This is a genomic window from Paenibacillus sp. FSL M7-0656, assembly GCF_038003225.1.
GTDB classification, from domain to species: domain Bacteria; phylum Bacillota; class Bacilli; order Paenibacillales; family Paenibacillaceae; genus Paenibacillus; species Paenibacillus amylolyticus.
Genome location: NZ_JBBOOT010000001.1, coordinates 967283 through 987521 on the forward strand (window position 1 = coordinate 967283; position 20239 = coordinate 987521).

General features: G+C 44.4%; 21 protein-coding genes. 4 read left to right on the forward strand and 17 right to left on the reverse strand.

Translation table 11 applies throughout. The features are described from left to right. Nucleotides 1-59: 59 nt before the first annotated feature. Nucleotides 60-1238: an MFS transporter gene (locus tag MHI01_RS04100; RefSeq protein ID WP_340982589.1), complete on the reverse strand. Its 1179-nt coding sequence runs from the start codon at nucleotides 1236-1238 to the stop codon at nucleotides 60-62. Nucleotides 1239-1382: 144 nt separating this feature from the next. Continuing rightward, a complete protein-coding gene (locus tag MHI01_RS04105) occupies nucleotides 1383-2240 on the reverse strand; it encodes an arginase family protein (protein WP_340982590.1) in 858 nt (285 codons plus the stop codon). Nucleotides 2241-2345: 105 nt separating this feature from the next. Between MHI01_RS04105 and MHI01_RS04110 the strand changes: the two genes are divergently transcribed. Then, complete coding sequence (locus MHI01_RS04110; RefSeq protein ID WP_282322173.1) at nucleotides 2346-2711, forward strand: winged helix-turn-helix transcriptional regulator; 366 nt, start codon at nucleotides 2346-2348, stop codon at nucleotides 2709-2711. A 142-nt stretch (nucleotides 2712-2853) separates the two neighbouring features. Here MHI01_RS04110 and MHI01_RS04115 read toward each other — a convergent pair whose 3' ends face one another. After that, nucleotides 2854-3324 (reverse strand): GNAT family N-acetyltransferase, encoded by a 471-nt coding sequence (locus MHI01_RS04115; RefSeq protein ID WP_340982591.1) that lies wholly within the window; start codon nucleotides 3322-3324, stop codon nucleotides 2854-2856. 205 nt (nucleotides 3325-3529) lie between these two features. Between MHI01_RS04115 and MHI01_RS04120 the strand changes: the two genes are divergently transcribed. Then, entirely contained in the window at nucleotides 3530-4195 is a 666-nt protein-coding gene (locus MHI01_RS04120; RefSeq protein ID WP_340982592.1) for an MBL fold metallo-hydrolase, read from the forward strand. Nucleotides 4196-4323: 128 nt separating this feature from the next. On the opposite strand, the gene MHI01_RS04125 is transcribed toward MHI01_RS04120, so the two are convergent. Together MHI01_RS04125 and MHI01_RS04130 are read right to left on the reverse strand one after the other, a co-directional pair. Continuing rightward, nucleotides 4324-4947, reverse strand: coding sequence for a hypothetical protein (locus MHI01_RS04125; protein WP_340982593.1), 624 nt, complete (start codon nucleotides 4945-4947; stop codon nucleotides 4324-4326). Nucleotides 4948-4967: 20 nt separating this feature from the next. Continuing rightward, nucleotides 4968-5315, reverse strand: coding sequence for a DUF3888 domain-containing protein (locus MHI01_RS04130; protein WP_340982594.1), 348 nt, complete (start codon nucleotides 5313-5315; stop codon nucleotides 4968-4970). A 315-nt stretch (nucleotides 5316-5630) separates the two neighbouring features. Between MHI01_RS04130 and metE the strand changes: the two genes are divergently transcribed. Further along, nucleotides 5631-7925 (forward strand): 5-methyltetrahydropteroyltriglutamate--homocysteine S-methyltransferase, encoded by a 2295-nt coding sequence (gene metE / locus MHI01_RS04135; RefSeq protein WP_340982595.1) that lies wholly within the window; start codon nucleotides 5631-5633, stop codon nucleotides 7923-7925. A gap of 161 nt (nucleotides 7926-8086) precedes the next feature. Here metE and MHI01_RS04140 read toward each other — a convergent pair whose 3' ends face one another. From MHI01_RS04140 to MHI01_RS04170, 7 genes are all read right to left on the reverse strand, one after another. Next, entirely contained in the window at nucleotides 8087-8578 is a 492-nt protein-coding gene (locus MHI01_RS04140; RefSeq protein ID WP_340984823.1) for a TlpA family protein disulfide reductase, read from the reverse strand. A gap of 62 nt (nucleotides 8579-8640) precedes the next feature. Next, nucleotides 8641-9354 (reverse strand): heme ABC exporter ATP-binding protein CcmA, encoded by a 714-nt coding sequence (gene ccmA / locus MHI01_RS04145; protein WP_340982596.1) that lies wholly within the window; start codon nucleotides 9352-9354, stop codon nucleotides 8641-8643. Continuing rightward, nucleotides 9347-10168 carry an ABC transporter permease gene (locus MHI01_RS04150; RefSeq protein WP_036608083.1) on the reverse strand — a complete coding sequence of 274 codons (822 nt, stop codon included), beginning with the start codon at nucleotides 10166-10168 and terminating at the stop codon, nucleotides 9347-9349. Before MHI01_RS04150 ends, ccmA begins: the two co-directional genes overlap by 8 nt. Before the next feature lie 28 nt (nucleotides 10169-10196). After that, on the reverse strand, nucleotides 10197-10778 hold the full coding sequence (locus tag MHI01_RS04155) for a nitrous oxide reductase accessory protein NosL (protein WP_074095004.1): 582 nt from the start codon (nucleotides 10776-10778) through the stop codon (nucleotides 10197-10199). Beyond that, nucleotides 10775-12163: a right-handed parallel beta-helix repeat-containing protein gene (locus tag MHI01_RS04160; protein ID WP_340982597.1), complete on the reverse strand. Its 1389-nt coding sequence runs from the start codon at nucleotides 12161-12163 to the stop codon at nucleotides 10775-10777. The genes MHI01_RS04155 and MHI01_RS04160 overlap by 4 nt, the downstream gene beginning before the upstream one ends. Before the next feature lie 317 nt (nucleotides 12164-12480). Continuing rightward, the gene (gene bshB2, locus MHI01_RS04165) at nucleotides 12481-13155 is read right to left on the reverse strand and encodes a bacillithiol biosynthesis deacetylase BshB2 (RefSeq protein WP_253508297.1); all 675 of its coding nucleotides are present in this window, start codon (nucleotides 13153-13155) and stop codon (nucleotides 12481-12483) included. A 23-nt stretch (nucleotides 13156-13178) separates the two neighbouring features. Then, nucleotides 13179-13523, reverse strand: coding sequence for a YojF family protein (locus tag MHI01_RS04170; protein ID WP_017688572.1), 345 nt, complete (start codon nucleotides 13521-13523; stop codon nucleotides 13179-13181). Between the two features lie 267 nt (nucleotides 13524-13790). Between MHI01_RS04170 and MHI01_RS04175 the strand changes: the two genes are divergently transcribed. Next, entirely contained in the window at nucleotides 13791-14576 is a 786-nt protein-coding gene (locus MHI01_RS04175; protein ID WP_100526184.1) for a DUF817 domain-containing protein, read from the forward strand. Nucleotides 14577-14669: 93 nt separating this feature from the next. Here MHI01_RS04175 and MHI01_RS04180 read toward each other — a convergent pair whose 3' ends face one another. The 5 genes from MHI01_RS04180 to MHI01_RS04200 form a co-directional block, all read right to left on the reverse strand. Continuing rightward, complete coding sequence (locus tag MHI01_RS04180; protein ID WP_340982598.1) at nucleotides 14670-15284, reverse strand: hypothetical protein; 615 nt, start codon at nucleotides 15282-15284, stop codon at nucleotides 14670-14672. Nucleotides 15285-15508: 224 nt separating this feature from the next. Continuing rightward, nucleotides 15509-16417, reverse strand: coding sequence for a UDP-N-acetylmuramate dehydrogenase (murB, locus tag MHI01_RS04185; protein WP_390925642.1), 909 nt, complete (start codon nucleotides 16415-16417; stop codon nucleotides 15509-15511). 185 nt (nucleotides 16418-16602) lie between these two features. Beyond that, nucleotides 16603-17583 carry an SDR family NAD(P)-dependent oxidoreductase gene (locus MHI01_RS04190; RefSeq protein ID WP_253508293.1) on the reverse strand — a complete coding sequence of 327 codons (981 nt, stop codon included), beginning with the start codon at nucleotides 17581-17583 and terminating at the stop codon, nucleotides 16603-16605. 169 nt (nucleotides 17584-17752) lie between these two features. Then, entirely contained in the window at nucleotides 17753-18415 is a 663-nt protein-coding gene (locus MHI01_RS04195; RefSeq protein WP_315372135.1) for a hypothetical protein, read from the reverse strand. 351 nt (nucleotides 18416-18766) lie between these two features. Beyond that, the gene (locus MHI01_RS04200; RefSeq protein WP_340982599.1) at nucleotides 18767-20170 is read right to left on the reverse strand and encodes an outer membrane protein assembly factor BamB family protein; all 1404 of its coding nucleotides are present in this window, start codon (nucleotides 20168-20170) and stop codon (nucleotides 18767-18769) included. Between the last annotated feature and the right edge of the window lie 69 nt (nucleotides 20171-20239).

Sequence of the window (20239 nt, forward strand, 5' to 3'; positions counted from 1 at the left end):
CCAGCGATGGTTGTTCCTTTGTTGTATAGTGGCAGAACCTTAATGACCTATAGCAAGAGCTAGACGGTCAGGCGCGTAGCCTTGTTGCTTCTGTTAACCAGCTCTGTAGCCGCGAACATAACACTGAACAGAATCAGCAGGATCAGGGGTACCATGGACATTCCCCATTGGCTGGCTATAAGTCCCATACCTAACGGGATGAGTGTTGAACCTGTATAGGCACTGGCCATTTCGAGTCCAATTACACTTGGGGATGCCTTCTCACCGAAGCGTTCCGGTGTCGCATGAACAATACTCGGATAGATCGGTGCTCCGCCCAATCCTACAATAAATAAAGCCCCTGCGGCAATCCAGTAAGGAATCGGCATAACCAGGATAACTAATCCGAAACATCCAACGATTCCACCAAATCTAATGAGATTTTTGCTGGTTACATGAGTCGAAAGAAAACCTGAGATTACACGTCCCAAGATAATGCCAATGAAAAATAGAGAGGATAGTGCTGCGGCAGTACCTGGAGAAACTCCTTTGCTAACAATGAAGAAAGAAGCCATCCACAGACCGGCAGCAGTTTCGGAACCGTTGTAACAGAGCATCGCAATCATCGACATTTTCACGCCGGGGATACGTATGGCCTCACGGTTGCTTACGCGTTTCTTCTCATCGCCTGAACCCTCTACTCTTCCCTTCTCAAAAATCTTCCATAGAGACAAAGTTGATAATAAGACCACCACGATCCCAAGCAAAATCAACGCCACAGTAACGTATCCTGCACGCCAGTTGTTTGCTTGATTCAGCCAATATGCCATAACGAGTGGGCCTGTCACTGCGCCAATTCCCCAGAAACAATGCAACCAGTTCATATGCTTGGCCTTGAAATGCAAGGCTACATAATTACTTAGTGCCGCATCCACCGAACCTGCACCTAAGCCGAGAGGGATCGCCAGAATCAGTAAAAACACAAAATTCTCAGAGAATGAGAATCCCAACAGCGCGATCGTTGTTGAGAGGATACTGAATAATGTGACTTTACCCGTTCCGAACCGGTGTAACAATCGGCTGGCGGACAGACTTGAAACTACTGTACTAAATGAAATGATTAGCGATATGTAACCAGCCATCTCTGTTGTCGCATGTATATCGTTTTTCATAACGGACCAGGCACTGCCAAGTAAAGCATCAGGTAATCCCAGCCCTATAAATGCGAGATAAATAATGATTAACAATAACGTGACCATCTGGGTGTCTCTCCTCAGTTTGTTTAATTTCTGATTCTCGTCGAACCACCCATATAATAATATTGATATTTCTATATGTAATCTTCCTATATTTTGACTCCTTATATCAGTATTCTGATATATTCTGGCGACTTATTACCTATATCACTGGTTCAGGATAGGTATTTCTCCAAGCAAATTCTTCAAGTTAATGGCATCCCACGGCATATGCTCAGTTATCCCTAATCCAACTACATCTGTTTCTTCAGACAGTTCTTTGATCAGACGAAGCAAGTGAGGTATTTGCATGGTTCCCGCTGGTGAAAAAACATAAGGTTCCCCTGGTTTAGCGAATAACAATGAACGGAACATGTTAGGATCAAGCACACCCAGATCAAGATGAATTGCCAGGTGTTTGATACCAGTCTCTTTAATCCACTTCTTAATCGAATCCATGCCATGGGTTAATTCTTCAGTTCCAGCTGTTCGGATACCCAATCTTTGAATCAGATCGGTTTCCTGTTCCGTGGGGGTTGTCAACCCGGCCATGAAGACATGTTCGGGCTTCAAGGGGACACTCACATGTTTGGCAAACTCCGGATCGCCTTCCCCAAGAAGGTTTCCGAGCGGTAAAGTATGACCGTTGTCATAGCCCTCGTATCTAACCATATCACCATGTGCATCAATCCATATCAAACCAAGTTCTCCGCCATATCGTTCATTTAAATAAGCAAACGGGGCTTGTTCAACCAAACAGTCACCGCCAAACATGACAATGCGATCAGGCTGGTGAGCTTGAATAATATGCCGGGCAGCCTGCAATTGCTGAAGTAGCTGTGCTCTGCCTTTTATCCCGTTCTCGCTTAACAGAGATGTTCCATCATAAGCCTCAACATGAACATGAATGAGAGGTTGATCATTGTCAGGTGCAAGCCATGCAAGCAGCTCCGCTCCAAATGAGTAGTTTGGATTATCTCCACCTTGCCATTGTGGCATAAGCAGACGTATTGTTTTTTGAGTCATCGTAAATCTCCTTTACTTCCAAGTAAGGCTAGTATAAACTGAGCCCAAACAAATAAATAGTACGGTCTTTTATGATAGGTACTACCCGGAAGGATAGTGTAAATGATGAGTATGGCTGAATACCACGGTAAAGTTAAAAACATTCAAGATACCCCTTTTGGATATACGTTGTCTGTTATTGGTGGTAAATGGAAAATGGTGATTTTGTATCTTCTGGCAGAAAACCCACCTGTCCGTTTCAATGAACTAAAAAGACAGATCGGCGCTATCACGTATAAAACGCTGAGTTCACAACTCAAAGAATTAGAAGCAGATGGTATGGTCGAACGGAAAGAGTATCCCCAAGTCCCTCCTAAAGTCGAGTACCGTCTGACAGCCAAAGCTGAAACGTTATTGCCCGTTTTGGAAGGACTATGCGAATGGGGTGTCCAACATCAGGAACCTTCGATCAATAATAGCGCAATGGATTGAACGCTTTTGTCTATATTTTCAGATGAGATAATTGGAGTAAATGCAGCATGTTAAAATGCAAAAAGTCGCCAATCGGCGACTTTTTTACTTTTATCTTGTGTTCCTCTGTACGTTCAGCAAATAAAAGCTGTGATTCGTAGAATTATACTTTTTCGTGTATCAGATCTTTCTGGTAGGCCAACACTCTGTCCCAATTGCCACTGAAAACAGGAATTCGATAATACCCTACACGCTCATACAGCGCTGCAGCTTCTGGTTGCAATGGACCTGTTTGCAGTTTCAGATTGGTATAACCAAGTTCGTTCGCAAGACGCTCTGCCTCGGCCAATATAGCCTGGGCAATCCCCTTACGGCGGTAACCATTGCGTGTATACATGCGTTTAACTTCTACAGATGTTTCATCAAGGGGTCTAAGTGCTCCGCAACCAACCGGATACCCGTCGATCCTGGCAACGATAAAAGCCGCACGGGGCACCTCAACGTCTGACAGTTGAAATCCTGCAGTTCCATCACCACCATATAACAAACCGAGTTCTTCACTCAGTTCCTTGATCAATAGTAGCGAATCCTCGCTCCGAATATCTTCAGCTGCTACATGCACGATATGTGTCATTCCACATACCCCCTTTATCTTATTGGACTTATTGGTTTAAATGATATATCTAAATTATCATTCCCAACAGCAAGCGTCAATTCCCCCATTCATTGAATATTTCTATAAGCAACCGAACGTATCTTTTTGCAGTCTTTATTCGTTTACATAAGAAATATAACGAGCAACGATGTATATGAAATTCAACTCTCGGAGGTCTGATATTATGGAAATTTCAAAGGGAATAACGATGCTTCAGCTTGATTTTGAAGGGAATATAATTCACCCTGTTCTGATATGGGATGAAGAAATGGTTGTGTTAATTGATACCGGATTCCCTGGACAATATGACGATTTGTGTATCGCACTCGAAAAGATTGGTGTGCCGATCAGCCAACTTAAAGCAGTGATTTTGACGCATCAGGATATGGACCATATCGGGTGTCTTCCCGAGATTTTGCAGGAGTGTGGCTCACAAGTCAAGATATATGCGCATGAGCTGGATAAACCATATATTGAGGGGCAGCTCCCTCTTCTCAAAGATGGTCACCTTGAACATCCTCCAATGGGAAAAGTAGATGAAACGGTTACTGATGGTCAGGAACTGCCGTTTTGCGGTGGAATTCGCGTTATTCATACACCTGGTCATACGCCAGGTCATATCAGTCTATATTTGATGGACAGCAAGACGCTCATCGCCGGAGATTCAATGTACAGTGTAGACGGCATGCTTGGAGGCATTCATGAACCTACTACGCTGGATACAGAGACTGCTCGAATCTCTTTGAAAAAGTATATCGAACTCGACATTTCATCTGTGGTTTGTTATCACGGTGGACTAAGTCATAGGAATATAAATGAACAGATCTCAGAGCTATATAAAATGAACTAACGAATAGTATGCTACCGATGTAGCTTCTTGCAGAAAGCTTGTAGGCGAACGCTCCGCTTCTTCAGGTTCTTTCTGTCCTCTCCGTTTTGTGTAAATGTTTAGTTCAATTTATATAGTTATGGGTTTATTTATTGTTTGGCATACTGCAAAATGGCTGTAGCCGCACGGATTCGCAGCTCTTCTTCTTCACTGTGTAACGCTTCTCTCAGCACATGAAGAGCTGTTTGAATCGTGGCTTCATCTACCCCTGTTGAGAGAGAGTTCGTTGCTTCGGCTGTTATGCTGACTGCAAGACCTCGATCCAGCTGTGCTTGTGATATAGGATACTCAAATTTCGCAAGGATGGCTGAATCATTTTGCAGTGCCTGCACTCTGTCATTCAGCTCAGCGAGAGGAATACGACCCAACCATGTAACTCCCCGACGGTGACAGATCAAGTCGTTTTCTGTGCCAGCGGAATCGTCGTAATAATAATCCCCGATATCCCCAACATACGTCCATTCACCATCGCTAATTAATACATAATCTCCATCCTGCATGAGGTTACCAAACATATGTAGTGTCGCGAGTGTGCTCGCCAATTCTGCTTCATCCAAGGGATAGTGTTGAACCAACAGTTCCTTCCATAGTTCCCGGGGCGTTTGCTCCAGATCCCCTGTACCTGACCAAGCAATACCAATATAATTGTCTTCCAAAAAGGATGTTACTCTGTTGATTCCGTGCACGGTGGACTGGATATGATACAGATTCACAAATACCGCCTTCCTTTCTTTCAATCATTCGTATGAACATAGTTAACCATTGTAACATTAGTGGTGTCTATTTCAAACGTAATGATCTCTTTCCCATATGGCGGGTTATGTGGACCATAGAACGTTCTGACTTCCAGAACCGTTCGAAAATTATAACCACCTTGTGTACGCCTTTTAAGTTCCAATACGTGAATGTCATATAACCCATAGCTAGGGACCGGTTTATGATTTTCCTGATAATAGTTGGTAATCTCACGGTAAATGTATGGGTTGAGCATCGTAAGTGCTATTGCCTTATAGTCATGCTCCTGTATGCTCTCAGGATCTGCATATGTAACATCTGTGTATAGGGAAACACTATTTATCATTAATGTTGTTGCAAGTATAAAGTGAAAAAATCGTTTTTGAAATCCCATACTCATCAACCTTTTTTAATTTCTATTATTCCGAGTGAATGCAAAAGCATACAAAATATGATTATGATCTATTATTTATGCTTAGCTGAGTGGAAGGTTATTCTGTCATCGGAGTGGCAAGTGTAAATACTCGTTAATTCAACTTATGTAGCATACACCTTTGGATATAGCCTCAGGCTATAACTAGGTATAATTTAATGGAATTACATTATAACTCCGGATCTGTGATAAATTTTGTGTAACATAAAAGCAGAGGGGTTTTAAACGATGACAAAAAGTAGTGTATTGGGATATCCGCGTATTGGTGCTGATCGGGAATGGAAGAAAGCGTTGGAAGCGTTCTGGGCAGGTAAGCTGGAGGAAACAGAATTTCACGCACGTTTGCAAGAGATCCGCATCGATCATTTGCGCAAGCAACAAGCAAAAGGAATCGACATCATTCCAGTTAATGACTTTAGCTATTATGATCATATCTTGGATACGGCCGTGATGTTTGGCATTATTCCTAAACGTTTTGCTTATGATGGTGGTTCCGTTCCGTTGTCCGTATATTATGGCATTGCACGGGGAACGAAAGATGCCGCAGCAAGTGAAATGACAAAATGGTTCAACACGAACTATCACTACATTGTACCTGAACTGGACGGGGCTTCCCCAACTCTGACGGAGAACAAACCACTTCTCGCTTATCGTGAAGCAAAAGAAAAACTCGGCATTGAAGGTAAGCCGGTTATCGTTGGACCGTTAACCTTCCTGAAGCTCTCCAAAGGCTATGATAAATCCGAGACAGACGCTTGGTTGGACCGCTTGCTTCCACTTTACACTCAATTGCTTCAAGAACTTGCGAGCGAAGGCGTTCAGTGGGTGCAGGTCGACGAACCTATTCTGGTAACCAAATTAAGCGATGAAGACGTACAGCGTCTGAATAAAATATATGAAACATTTGCAGCAGCCGTTCCAGGCCTGAATATCATGCTGCAAACGTACTTTGAATCTGTTGAAAACTACAACGACATTGTTGCACTGCCAGTTCAAGGTGTAGGACTTGATTTTGTACACGGACTCTCTGGTAACACACAATCTATTCGGACATCCGGTTTCCCGGCAGACAAAGTGCTCGGTGCAGGTATTATTGATGGACGTGGGATCTGGAAAGCTTCCCTTCAGACAAAACTGAATTTGCTGAATGAATTAACTGAGTTCGTGACGCCTGAACGTATCATCGTGCAATCATCTTGCAGCCTGCTGCATGTGCCAGTAACCACAGACCGTGAGGCAAAACTTTCATCTGAACTGAAAAATGCACTTGCATTTGCAGATGAAAAGCTGGATGAGATTGTTCTTTTGACTACAGCCTTATCTTCACCAAGTGCAGAGATTACCGCCAAAATAGACGAAGCAGAGCTTACCCTTCAAGTGCTTCAGCAATCCGAAGATCGAAACCGTACCTCTGTACAGAAAGCCGTTGCTTCCATCAGTGTTCAACAGCCGGAGCGCTCCCGTCCTTTTGCAGAGCGTCATGAAGCTCAACAGGCCAAATGGCAATTGCCACTCTTCCCGACAACAACGATTGGTAGTTTCCCACAATCTGCCGAAGTCAGAAAAGCACGTCAGTTGTGGCGCAAGGGTGAGTTGAACAACGAACAGTATGCTGCCTTCATCCGAGAGCAGATTGATATCTGGATTAAGATTCAGGAAGAGATCGGAATTGACGTATTGGTACATGGTGAGTTTGAGCGTACCGACATGGTTGAATTCTTTGGCGAGAAACTTGCCGGTTTTGCCTTTACACAGTTTGGATGGGTGCAATCATATGGTTCACGTTGTGTGAAGCCACCTATTATCTTCGGTGATGTTGCATTTACGGGTGAAATGACAGTGGAAGAAACGAAATATGCCCAATCGCAGACAGAGCGTCCTGTCAAAGGCATGCTGACTGGCCCGATTACCATCATGAACTGGTCATTCGTACGCGAAGACATTGCTCGTGAGCAGATTGCCTATCAATTGGCGTATGCGTTGAGACAGGAAGTCGAAGCACTTGAACAGGCAGGCATTGGTATGATCCAGGTTGACGAGCCGGCTGTTCGTGAAGGGCTTCCGCTGAAAGAAAATGAACAAGCCGATTACCTGGCTTGGGCAGTCAAAGCGTTCCGTATCTCCACGTGCACGGTGCATGAAACGACTCAAATCCATACGCATATGTGCTATTGCGAATTCCATGACATGATTGATTCCATTGAAGCTATGGATGCGGATGTTATCTCCATTGAGACATCCCGTAGTCACGGTGAACTGATTCATAGCTTTGAAGAAAATACGTATGAGCTTGGTATCGGTCTTGGCGTATATGATATCCATAGTCCACGGGTTCCAAGTGTGGATGAAATGAGCAGCATGATTGAACGCGCTCTGCGTGTTCTTGATCCGAAGCTGTTCTGGATTAACCCGGACTGCGGATTAAAAACCCGTGGACAAGAAGAAACGGTAGCTTCTCTGCGTAACATGGTTGACGCAACCAGAATCGCTCGTAACAATCACGCTTCAGCTGCTGTATTGTAATCGGCTGCGAAGCAGCATAACTTCAAAAGTAAAGCCGGACACCCCTTCGTTAAATGGGTGTCCGGCTTTTTATATGGCTACTTTTAACGTAAATTCATTTCACTTGTAACATGGCGATCTCTGGCGTTCCTGCCCCTTTTCTCACCATCCAGCGCTTACAACTAGATACTCTCTTCCAACCATTGCTGCAACGGTGTATCTTCGGTCAGTTCACCGAGCAATATATGACGGAACTCTCCGTCCTTATCAATAACCATCGTTGCCGGTAAACCTGTAATCCGATACATACCTGATATGTTGCCCGTCACATCAATGATCACCGGGAAATCAAATGCCTGCTTATCCATAAACTCACGAATCGTACCCTTCGATTCTCCCACGTTAACAAACAGGGTTTCCACGTCGTTCTGATAGTCCTGAGCAATCTGGTGAACGAGCGGCATCTCCCTTACACAAGGTGTGCACCATGAAGCCCAAAAGTTAATCATCACGGCTTTGCCCCGATAATCCGACAGCTTGACTTGTTCGCCTGCTGAATTAACCGCTGTGAACTCAGGAGCCACGGCACCAGCTTCAATGGCGTTACCTCGCTCAGACTCGGGTGTCGAGACATTTTCGAAAATGGCCCATGTACCTACTAACAATGCGATCACACCAATCAAAATTGTAAGTGTACGTCTGCTTTTAAAACTCTTTTTCTGCAATATACTCACCTTCACTTTAAACCAAGACTTTGATGAAATGCTGCATGGAGCGAACCGAATTGATCACAAAAGTCGTGAGTAGAGCCCTCTCCAACATTACGTCCATGGTTCATGAATATCACCTGATCCGCAATATCGTCTGCGATCTCCAGCTGATGGGTCGAGAACACGACCATGTGGCCTTCCTGTTTGATGCCCTTGAGCAGCTGAGTTAATTCCTGCATCCAGAATGGGTCCAATCCATTCGTTGGCTCATCCATGATGAGCAGTGGAGGTTTCGACAGCACAGCCTGGGCGAATAACACACGTTGGCGCATGCCTTTGGAGAAGGTCGTAACCCGGTTTTTCTTTTGATCCTCCAAACCTACCATGGTCAGTACTTCCTGTACTCTCTCCTTGGGAACTTTCCTCAGAGAAGCCCAGAACAGAAGCATTTCCTCCGCACTCAGTCCTTGATTAAATTGATAATCGTCCGGCATATATCCAATCTGCTCTGAATAACGCTTGCGCTCCTTCAACCATCGCACATTGTTCACCGCAACCTCACCGGAGGTAGGCCGAAGAATTCCTGCGATAATACGCAGTACCGTGCTCTTTCCTGCACCATTCCCTCCACAGAGGGCAAGCACTTGGCCTGAAGTAATGCGAAAGGAGATATCCTCAACAATTGGTTGCTTTTTAATGGATTTGCACAATCCCATCACTTCGAGTCCCACTTTATCCATGAGAACGCCCCCTCTCCCAGATCGCGTATACCGCCAGGACAGAGAAGGCAATCCAGAACAGGCATATCCCGATGAAGATCCAACTGCCACTTGGTTGTTGCACCCACTCCACCCATCGATAATATTCTGGTCCAAGAATGGAGCCGCCTCCCAGTTTGATGACTACAAACAATCGCACCAGCTCGGCCGGATTGATGAGCGTTAGTATAATCAGCAGCGGTTTCACCCATAGATAAGGCATCAGTCCCAGCACAGAGAGCAATAAGGTCGGCCATCCAATGACTGCGAAAAACCATACGGTCACGGATATGGTTAACGCCTGCCACCGATTGCGCGACAACGAACCGATAAATAGCGCCAACGTCAGGAATAACAACACCAGTCCACAAGAAAATGCCAGAAAGAGAAGATATGTCACGGCATCCAGTGGATTCCCGATTACTCCGCTAATAACCCCCATCAGGCCGTATCCAAACGCAACAATGGTAATTAAAACAATCGACAGCCCAAGATACTTGCCCACAATAAAAGACATCGTGCCAATGGGATACGTGGACAGCAGTTGCCAGCTACCGTCTTCCTTTTCGGATGTTAGTGAGAAGGAACCGAGGAACAGCGTCATTAATGGTAAGAGGTAAAGAATGAGATTCAACATCGAACCTGTTGTGCCCGAATATCCTTCAACCAGATTCTGCGAATTCAGAAGTAACAAGCTTAAGCTAAATGTGCAAAAAAGGATCAGAAACGAATACGCCCAAGGATTGCGAAATCCCATTTTCACTTCTCGTCTTGCAATCTGTATCATATCTGACATCATTGATCACCATTTTCTATTGTCATACTTAGTGGCCTGACTCTTCTTTCATCTCACCTTCCTGATGCATCTCATTACCGTCTCCTTCTTCACCATGTCCGTGCTCATCATGCCCATGTTCACCCATCATGTCCATATTCTCTGTGTTCTGTTTCCAGTCATGAGAGGCAAGATCCTCAGCGGTCATAATGGTTCCTACACCTTGCTCTGCAATGAAAGCTTCAGCCGAGGGCTTGTCCTTAAAGTTAAGAATTCCATAGGCCATAGGTGTACGCAATGAAGCGTCGTATACATACGTGGCTTTGCTGTATTCAATCCATTCCTTGTCATTATAGTCACGTACATAGTCCATGCCGATGTTATCCGTGCCATTTTCTGTTTTCCACTGGTTCATGCAGCCGATATCATCGAACTTGTAATTTTGGCCGTCTTTCGTAGTGAGCTGTGTTGCATATGCATCGTCCTTCACCTGCATTTTACAGATCGCACAGATATCCACGTCTTCATTGATCGGCAATGCCGCGTATTTTGTTCCGCAAGCGCTTAACAGCACCATGCCAAACATAAGTACCATGAGGAATGTCCATCTTCTGTTCAAGCTTTTGTTCATTTTCGTAATACCCCCATATAGATGATTATAAAAGTTGCCATACCCAACAGAATTAACCCGAACAACCACACCACATTGGAATCTGTAGCACTTTCTACTGACATGTGCAGATCAGATTCCGTATCCATGCTCATTCGTGGCGATTTGTCGGTAGTCCATTGTTCTCTGCCTTCTGTAAACAACTCACTCAGAAAGACCATACCCGGTGATTGGAAAAAGAGCTGATACGCTGAATTTCGACTGACCAGTTGCTCATAAAAAGGATTGATGGCATAGGATATTTCACTGATCCCATCCCGATTCAGATCGAGCCCCTGAAAGGAGTCCCAGTAGTTCTCCATCAGGACATTATTCGGGCTATCCAGCGCCGAAGCTTCAATGACATTAGACACCAATTGGTTACGTGTAAACTCATTAGCTTCTGCCAGAACAAGCTGTATGCCAACAAAATTCCGAAGCACCGCATTGTCATGGATCTCATTGCCCGATGACTCTGCAATATTCATGCCGACACGATTACCCTCCACCACATTGTTGTGAATTGAGGATTGATGCACGTCATACAACAGAATCCCTTGAGAATGAACATTAGTACTCTGTTTGCGAAAAGAATTGCCCGATATAACCGTATTCTTGACGCCCATGATCATGGCACCTGTCATGTTCTCTTCTCCGGTATTATCCATGACAGAAGAGCCGTCAATGTACATACAGTGGATGCCGTACCTCGTATGTAACAGCCTGTTATTTTGCACGATAGACTTGCGACTGTTCTCCAGATAGATTCCATCCCTCATGCCGGTGATCTCATTGGCTTCAATGAAGCTATCATGGGAGTTGTACAGATCAATGCCATTGCCCTTCTGGCCACTGGAAGCAGAATCGGAACCGGCCCACGTAATGCTGTTCCGCTGAATCGTTGCCTGACTCGAATTCCGGATGATCATCCCATACCCTTGGGTCTGAATGTGCAGATCTGTGATTTCACTGTTTTTCCCTTCAACCTGAATCGCTGCAGTCTGTTCATTCGTATCATGTTCAATTGTAAAACCGCTCAGTTTCACCCCATCCGAGCGAATCATTATCGTAGAGGTGGCTTCCGCATTAACAACTATGACCGTAGGATCACCCTGAATGGTGATGTTTTTGTCAATCGTCACGGGTCCAGAGTAACGACCTGATGCAAGTACAATGACTTCTCCAGGTACAGAACGGTCAATCATAGGCTGAAGGGGAATGAGCTCACGATGTCCGGAAGAGGCCATGACTGCACCGTGCGGAAGGGATAGTAGGAGCATCATCATTCCGATTAGAAAAATGAAACCTGTAACCCGACTTTTCTTACAACTGTTGAATGTACCCAAGCCTGCCCAAGGATTACTCATGATTCAAACCGCGCAATTCCGGCTTCTTGTTACAGTTGCTTATTGCTGTGGCAATGTATTCAACGGGTCTTACGTTAATCCAAAATATACGTTGGTTGTACACACCATCCCTCCATTCCACTTAAAATCAACTCTCCATGTTCCTCATCCATTGAAGCAACGCAATAAATGAAGCGTTATCACAATCCTGATCATAGTGTACTTAAAATGATATTTATTCCATATAGCTCAATTAGGCTATAGACGCTACATTTTTGTGTCGATATTGTGATGTAAATCAAAAAAAGCCGCCATATAGGCGACTTCTAAGTAATATATTATTCAAATGGATAGGTCCAAAATGTTTCTCTGCCAAAACGTTTTTTGATTTCTTCATTATTCAGCTCACTATTTCCTACAAGCTCTGCTGCCTGGAATTGTGAACGATGGGCACGAATGGACGCCATTTTTCGATCCAAAAATTCGGATACGTCAACAAATACATCCGGTTTACCAATGTACTGTTCCTGATTATTAGCGAACGCAACGCAATGAACAATCGGACGTTCATCCACAGGAAGTTTAGTGATTGTACGTATAACAGCGGCTCCCGTTGCATCATGATCGGGATGAACACTGTACCCCGGATAGAACGTTATGACCAGCGTAGGGTTCAACTCTTTAAGTAGCGACATGATGGTGTCTTCCAGTAACTCTGGATCTTCGAACTCCAGCATTTTATCGTGGAAACCCAGCATTCTCAAGTCCTGAATACCAATCGCTTCAGAAGCTTCGATGAGTTCCTGTTTACGGATGCCAGGCAATGTCACTCGGTTGGCAAATGGAGGAATCCCCATATTGCGCCCCATCTCGCCAAGTGTTAGACAAGCATAAGTTACATGGGCACCGCCATCTATGTATTTGGCTAACGTTCCCGATACAGAGAAAGCTTCATCATCTGGATGTGGATATACCACCAAGATGCGCTCATGCTCGTTGTGTGTAGTATTCATGGCTATTCAATCCTCCGCTTTCATCAGAACATCTCTCGGCTTAATTGTAACGCCACAACTAGTTTACCTTGGCTGTCGTGACCGGCGAGAATCAGTCTTTCTTGTTCCTGCTCATCAATATGTGTAAGTCCTTCGGCGTAAAGCCATCCCTGCGTTGTTTTCAGACCAACACGGTATGGACCTGTACCTGAAATGGACCCCTGCGTATATCGTATGGCCGCATTAGTAATGAATGCCGATGCTGGATGTTTTGTACTGTCCATATGTTGTGCGTAAGCACCTGACGTAAGTTCTAGATGTACGTATAAGTCCTGATCAGCAAGATTATTGATCCGGAGCTGAATGTCTTGAGGTTTAATCGGTTGCATAGCGGCCTCCTTATCTAATGTAATTGTACAAATTTCATTTTAACATAACCACAAGAGAATATACATGGAGTGACCCTGTCGACCTCACATAGAGCCCTCTCATGATGATTCCAGTTTGAAAACAAGAACAGATTTGCGTGGTTTTTTCTCTTTTTATTCATGGATCATATCTATATTATGAAGTGTAGGCAAAAACGCCCGTGATGAAGAACCTTAAATCTGAAATGCATCTTGCTCCAACATGTTTGGAAAGGAGTTTAACTCGACTTGAAATCTCTAATACAACTACTTCATTTTGGCTATCATCAGGCCATGAGCTGCATATTTCCCGTAGCGATCTTTGGAACACTGGCCCTGTCCAGTGTAATTCCTATTCCTTTCCTTCATCGATATGATGCTATTCTGCTCGTATTGCTTGCTGTGCAGTACCTGATGTATCGAAGCGGCTTGGAAACCAAGGATGAAATCAAGGTCATCTGTGTATTTCACATTATTGGCCTGGTGCTAGAAATCTATAAAGTATGGATGGGATCATGGTCATACCCTGAGCAAGCATACAGCAAAATCCTGGGTGTCCCTCTTTATAGCGGATTCATGTATGCAAGTGTAGCCAGTTTTATGTGTCAGGTGTGGCGAAGACTGCGAATGGACATGACCGGATGGCCTGGTTTTGCACCTTCGATGCTGCTCGGAGCAGCCATCTATATTAACTTTTTCACTCATCATTTTATGCCCGATTTCCGCTGGTGGCTGACGGCGCTTGTATTTATTGTCTTCTGGAAAACCTGGATTATTTACCGGGTACGAGCAACGACCTATCGAATGCCCTTATCGCTTGCTTTTATCATTGTCGGATTCTTCATTTGGACTGCTGAGAACGTCGCTACATTTTTCAATGCCTGGAAATATCCTGATCAGCATGATGCCTGGCAACTGGTTAGCTTTAGCAAAATTAGTTCGTGGTTCCTGCTGGTCATCATCAGTGTCATCATCGTTGCACAGCTCAAATATGTGAAGGCCAATCGAACCGCAGATGATTCAAAGTCCAGGTAACTATTTATTCTCTAACCGTAAAACAGCAACAATCTTAGACTCGTACCTAAAGTCTTCGAATGCCGCTGTTTTTTACTGGAGTTCTATTTGAGATTATTCAATAAATAATGAGCCAAAGCCATCTGCCTCTTCAATGTCTTTATTGATTAAGAGGTTCTCCTTTTCATCATATGCTTTGATTGTATAAGGAGGAGTAGCTGATGAAGGCAGGAATGCATACCAGATTTGTTGGTTCTCACCTGCCTCAACCAGCTTCGCATCGAAAGTTTCGGGCTTTTCATTTTGCTTGATTTCAATAGTTACACGTTTGATAGTGGAGTCTATGATGTCACCAAATAACATCGGTAACGGGGCCGAGACTTTTTCCAATTTCGGTATGCTCATATAATTCAACGCAAACTTGGATTCAACTGATTCATTAATGGAATATCCTCCACCCCATACCCATTTCCATCCGAAAATGTTCTTGCGGGTATACTCCATCTGAAGATTACTGTTGTTTTCCCGACCCTTTTTGTGCGTAAACAAAATCATGCCCCCGTCCACAGCCTCCTGATGAATGAATTGGGAGGTATAAGATTCACCTCTAAATTCTTGAACGGCCCCTTGAGGACTGTTCGCTATAGGAATATGTATAGGTTCATTCAATCCCCAAACTTTGGATATCCGTTGATCGGCTAGCCCGCCAGCTCGTTCATTCATATACATATATGCCAAGATTGACAGGGGCGATAGTAAAATTACCATTGCAGTGATTAGCAGAATTCTCCTGTTACGCTTGATTATCTCCATGTACACTCCTTATGATAACGATGAAATATTAAATACAATCACTCTGATATTACCATAATTAGCATATTAGTTCTTGTTTAAATATAATTCGGACAACAAAAAAGGCCGCCATTGGCGACCTTTCAAGTCATTCATTGAAGCTATTCTCCCAGAAAGATTACTTCGGTTTCCAATTCAACTTGGAACGTATCATATACTTTCTTCTGAATAAATTGGATCAGATCCATATAATCCTGGGCAGTAGCATGATCCACATTTACGATAAAACCTGCATGCTTCATGGAGATTTCAGCACCTCCGATGCGAGTGCCCTGCAAGTTACAATCCTGAATCAGTTTACCGGCAAAATGTCCTTCGGGTCGTTTAAATACACTTCCACAAGAGGGGAATTCAAGCGGCTGCTTGGATTCTCTTAGGAACGTTAATTCCTTCATTTTGCTTGCAATATCTTCCTTGTTTCCTTTTTTGAGCCCGAATTCGGCCTCCAGTATGATATAGTGATCCATCTTGAAGAGACTATTTCGATAACCAAACTTCATCTCTTCTCGCGGAATCTCCAACACTGCGCCGTCTTTGGTGATCACAGTCGCACGTTCCACAACATCGGCGATCTGACCGCCATAAGCACCCGCATTCATGTAAAGTGCGCCCCCCGTGCTGCCAGGAATGCCACAAGCAAACTCCAAACCGGTCAAGCTATGCCCCAAAGCAAGTCTGGATACCTCAATGATATCAACGCCGCTTTGCGCAATCATGCTCTCCTCATTCACTTTAATTTGATCAAAGTGGCTAAGAGAAATCGTTACTCCCCGGATACCCCCGTCTTTAATAATGACGTTTGAGCCTTTTCCAATGACCGTCAGAGGTAACTGATGTAAGTTGGCAATTTCCACGATTTTAGTGATTTCGTCTATCGTTGTTGGATGGATGAGAATATCTGCGTTGCCACCTATTTTAATAAACGTGTGATTTTTTAGTGGTTCATTGAATTTCACTTTTTCCAAAGGTATCTGATGCTCAAAAATATTCATGATTTTCTCTCCCTGAATTCATAAAGAAATGATTGCACCATCGCGAAAATGAGATGCTCCTTCTTTATTATATGCTAAATAGGAGATTTTGTTTGAAATTATGTTGTTTTCATTATAATTAATCACATTCTCTTTAGATTTTGAACTTTTCCGTGAGTCCCTGCATGGAAGCAAGCTGTTGCTCTGTTGCCGCAACTACATGATTATGAGAATTCTATGTCTGTTTGAGTCAGCTTGGCTGATAGCTCCCATAAACGAATAGCTTGCTCAGGGTCGATGGCATACTTCTTGACCCCATAGAAACCTCCATCCTCTGGAGCCATTTCACTGATGTCACAATCCTCGCAGTAGACACCGCCTTTTCCCTCAAGCTGAGGAGAGGTTGCTGCCCAGACCTGCGTCGCTGCCCCCTGCTCAGGTGTTTTGAACGCAGGGTTGGCCACTTGTCCAGATTCATCAATCCAGCCCAGAGCAATCATTTCCTCTTTTGGCATATGACGCTGTAGTGGTGTCATAATTCCGCCTGGATGAACTGAGAAAGCCCGTACGCCGTGCTCTGCACCTCGACGATCCAGCTCAACGCTGAATAAAATCGTTGCTGTTTTGGACTGTCCATAGGCAGGGAATTTCTCATATCCATGTTCAAATTGGATGTCATCCCAACGAATCGGTGAGAAATGATGTCCCGCTGATGCCAAGGAAACAACACGTGCTCCCCCCTGACTTGCAAGTGCTGGCCATAACAGATTAGTCAGGGCAAAGTGGCCCAGATGATTGGTTGCAAATTGAGCTTCCCAGCCAGGACCAACCCGCGTCTCCGGGCAAGCCATGATGCCCGCATTAAGAATCAGCATATCAATGTTCCGATCACTCGCCAGAAACCGCTCCGCAAAAGCACGAACGCTGGATAAATCAGCGAGGTCCAATTCATCTATTTCGACACCTTCCAGACCCGAAAGTGCTTCCTTCGCAACCGCTGGACGACGTGCAGTCACCACTACACGGGCTCCCGCATTAACAAGCGCACGTGTCGTCTCCAACCCCAGGCCGGAATATCCACCCGTTACAATAGCAAGCTGTCCGGACAAGTCCAGATCCCTCAATACATCCTCCGCTGTACTATTATGGTTGAAGCCAGAGTCCATTTTAAGTTGTAAAGTTCTAGTATTATTTTCCTGTGTCATTCTGTTCATCTCCTTAGTAATATTTCTACTTTTTCAAAGTCTACACCCTAGAGCGTACTCTAAGTCAAATGGAAGTGAATACATCACCTGCAACTTCTCCGTGCAATCTGCAAAAGTAAAAAAAGCCGCCAGTTGGCGACTTTCGTTGAAATGATTATAGTCATCCACGTTACGAATCACCCTGAACGGTGGATAACGAAACAAGGACCGGACTGGCGAAATCAGAGGCCTCTTCTCCTTTTGGATTATGAAGACGGAATAGAAATGCTTCCTCTTCTTCTGATTTCCAGACCATATAATCGCTAATGCCTTCTTCACCAGAGGCCTGAAGATAAAGCTCGGCATGACCAAGCGGGTGTTCTACCAGTTCTCCACTATAATCAGATACCTTACCGGCTTTTTCTAATTCTTCTTTACCCGCTGTCTCCAGTTCTGCCAGATTATAATCCGAAGGCAGTGGTTCAATATCTACATAATAGTCAGCGTTACTAGTCAGTGACAGACGGCCTTGAGCAGCATCAAATGTGAATTTCTCGAATACGTACAAGGAAAATCCTTCTCCTTGTTGCAAGGTCGCCTCTAGTGATTGATTGCCATCTGCGGTCAACATTTCAAAACTTGAGGTCTGTGGACGCTCCGTTTCATTTGCTTCTTCTGTTCCATCTGTTTCAGATGGTTGTTCATTTTCTGTTGAAGGTGCTGGAGCAGGTTCACCTACTGGCATTGATGGTTGAGGGCTAGGCAAAGGTTCATTACTACCAGAGCAAGCTGCAAGCGTTAGAACTATAACGATTAACGAGATACTCATCATAATAGAACGTGGTTGAAACATCAGGTTCATTCCCCCTGTCTATATTCTGTGCTTACATGTTATTACCCATAGCAGAGACTCGGAATCCATAGGTCCAACCTATGAGTTTATCCATAATCGGTATTTCCCTAGGGTCAGGGAAGAACCCTTGATACAGACACCTCGGCATCGATCGAAAGACGCAAGGTGGATATCAATGCCACGCTGGAGGATCAATTGATGTGGTTGGAGGAAGCGGGGTTTCGTGTGGCAGATTGCATGTAAAAATACTTGGACTTTGCAGTGTTTTATGCGCAAAAATAAAAAAAGACCGGATTATAAGCAAGCTATGCCGTAATCCAGTCTTCTCACATATTTTTCATCTTAAATCACTTATTTCAGCGATGCTGGCAGCTTAACGCCGAGAAGTTTGCCTTCGGTTTGGATGATGATCATTCCGTTTGTCTTTAACGTCGTGTTATGCAGATCTCCACCGGTGGAGACGCGGAAGACCGACTGACCCGACATCATGTTGAGGACAAGCAGTGTGCCGTTACGTTGTGCTCGATACATCCCTTTGCCGTAAACATCAATCTGAGAAACGGGGGCATCACCATGCCACTGGACCTCTTGACTATTAGCCAGCTTGATGCCTGTAAGTTCTCCCGTGTTTCCGTTTTTGAAGATCAACCTTTCCTGTGTAATGCCAAGCCACACCATATTTTCTCCGTAAGGGCGCTGAAAAGTTCGAAGTGGCGCGGGACCCAGCTTGGTTGAGGTCAACGAATACTCCGCTATCTTATCCCCTTGTAGAATGTATAGTTTGTCTTTATTGGAAAATATCCCTCCATACCCATTCACATACGGTGGATCCCCCGGCATGGTCCACTTATACTCCTGACTTCCTTTTAACACACCGGTCTTCAAGTTGTACGCATTAACTTTCCATTTGCGTTCTGGTGAAGACTCGTCATTTTCCAACATCGAAGAATAGTAGTCCGCTGAGTAAACAAGACCATCTTTGATCTGAATAGCTTCCCCCTGACCAAAATGACCCCATAGCTTCTTGCCCGTTTTCTTGTCATATGCATTAAGCTGTAAGGATGTAAGTGCCCCTTGGACAAAAAAGGTTCTCAGCACCACACCATTAGATTCTCTCAAATACTCAGTACCATTACCTTCACCTAATGGTTCATCTGCTTCCCAGCGCAGTTTGCCTGACTGGATGTCCAGTGCAAACGTTGTACTCCCCTTAATCACGTAGAGGGTATCCACCGTTGGAATCAGAGCTTCCGTACGGTTATACGTATCAATCCAGGTGGATGTGCCTGACTGCCATTTTGCTTTGCCTGTCTTCGCATTCAAGGCATATGGCTTGTGATCAATGGTCAGTCCGTAGAGAATCCCGCTTTGATAGGTAATATATGGAGTCAGGTCTTTGCCGTAAGTCCACAGCCGTTTACCTGTTGTCGCATCGAGTGCAATCAACTTCGATCCAGCAAACGTGAATACTTTTCCTTCTTCTGCGATGGCATTAACTCCAACATACGTCTCGTTCATATTCAGATAGTTATCTACTTTTGCTGTCCAAGAAGGTTTCAGTTCAGGTACAGTGATTCGTTGATACGAATACCAGTTACGGATGGATACATCCGATGCTTCAGCATGTGCCTGCGATGGCAACACGCCGATAACGCCGTGAACCATCAGCATTCCGGCAGTAATGCCTGCAATGATGGGTCTTCCTGCTCTTTTTTTCCATTCCTTATTCATTTGACGTTTATGTATATTGACCATGGTAAATGAATTCCTCCTGTTATTAAAATCCTGAGATATAACTACATAAACATAACGTGTGATGGGTCC